We start from the raw sequence: 360 nt of genomic DNA, 5'->3' as shown, positions 1-360 counted from the left end.
GGAAACATGTTGACAAAGGCGCAAAAGCAGCTCAATACAGCTAGTAAAACCGTTGATAGCCTCTTGACGACTAGGACCAAGGCCATTGTTAGGACTCTGGATACGGTTGAAGCTTATCAGGATTCTAGAACCCAATCCTTACTCAATATCCCTCAAGTAGAAGAAGGCGAGGACTCACATGAAAATTAATCAAATGAAAAAAGATGAGCTTTTTGAAGGCTTCTATCTGATCAAGAAGGCCGAGCTAAGAAAGACTCGGGCGGGCAAGGATTACCTAGCCATGACCTTCCAAGATGACTCTGGGGAGATTTCAGGGAATCTCTGGGATGCCCAGCCCCACAATGTCCAAGAATTCACAGC

General features: G+C 45.6%; 2 pseudogenes. Both read left to right on the top strand.

Annotated features, from left to right (window positions below):
* A pseudogene (locus FH871_RS35210) lies at window positions 1-189 on the top strand (hypothetical protein); the annotation flags it as partial.
* Window positions 179-360 (top strand): annotated as a pseudogene (locus tag FH871_RS35205) (hypothetical protein); the annotation flags it as partial. The pseudogenes FH871_RS35210 and FH871_RS35205, both read left to right, overlap by 11 nt.

Origin of the sequence: Larkinella sp. C7 (genome assembly GCF_006149005.1) — a bacterium.
Classification (GTDB): Bacteria; Bacteroidota; Bacteroidia; order Cytophagales; family Spirosomataceae; genus Larkinella.
This window is presented reverse-complemented; position numbering and strand designations above follow the sequence as displayed.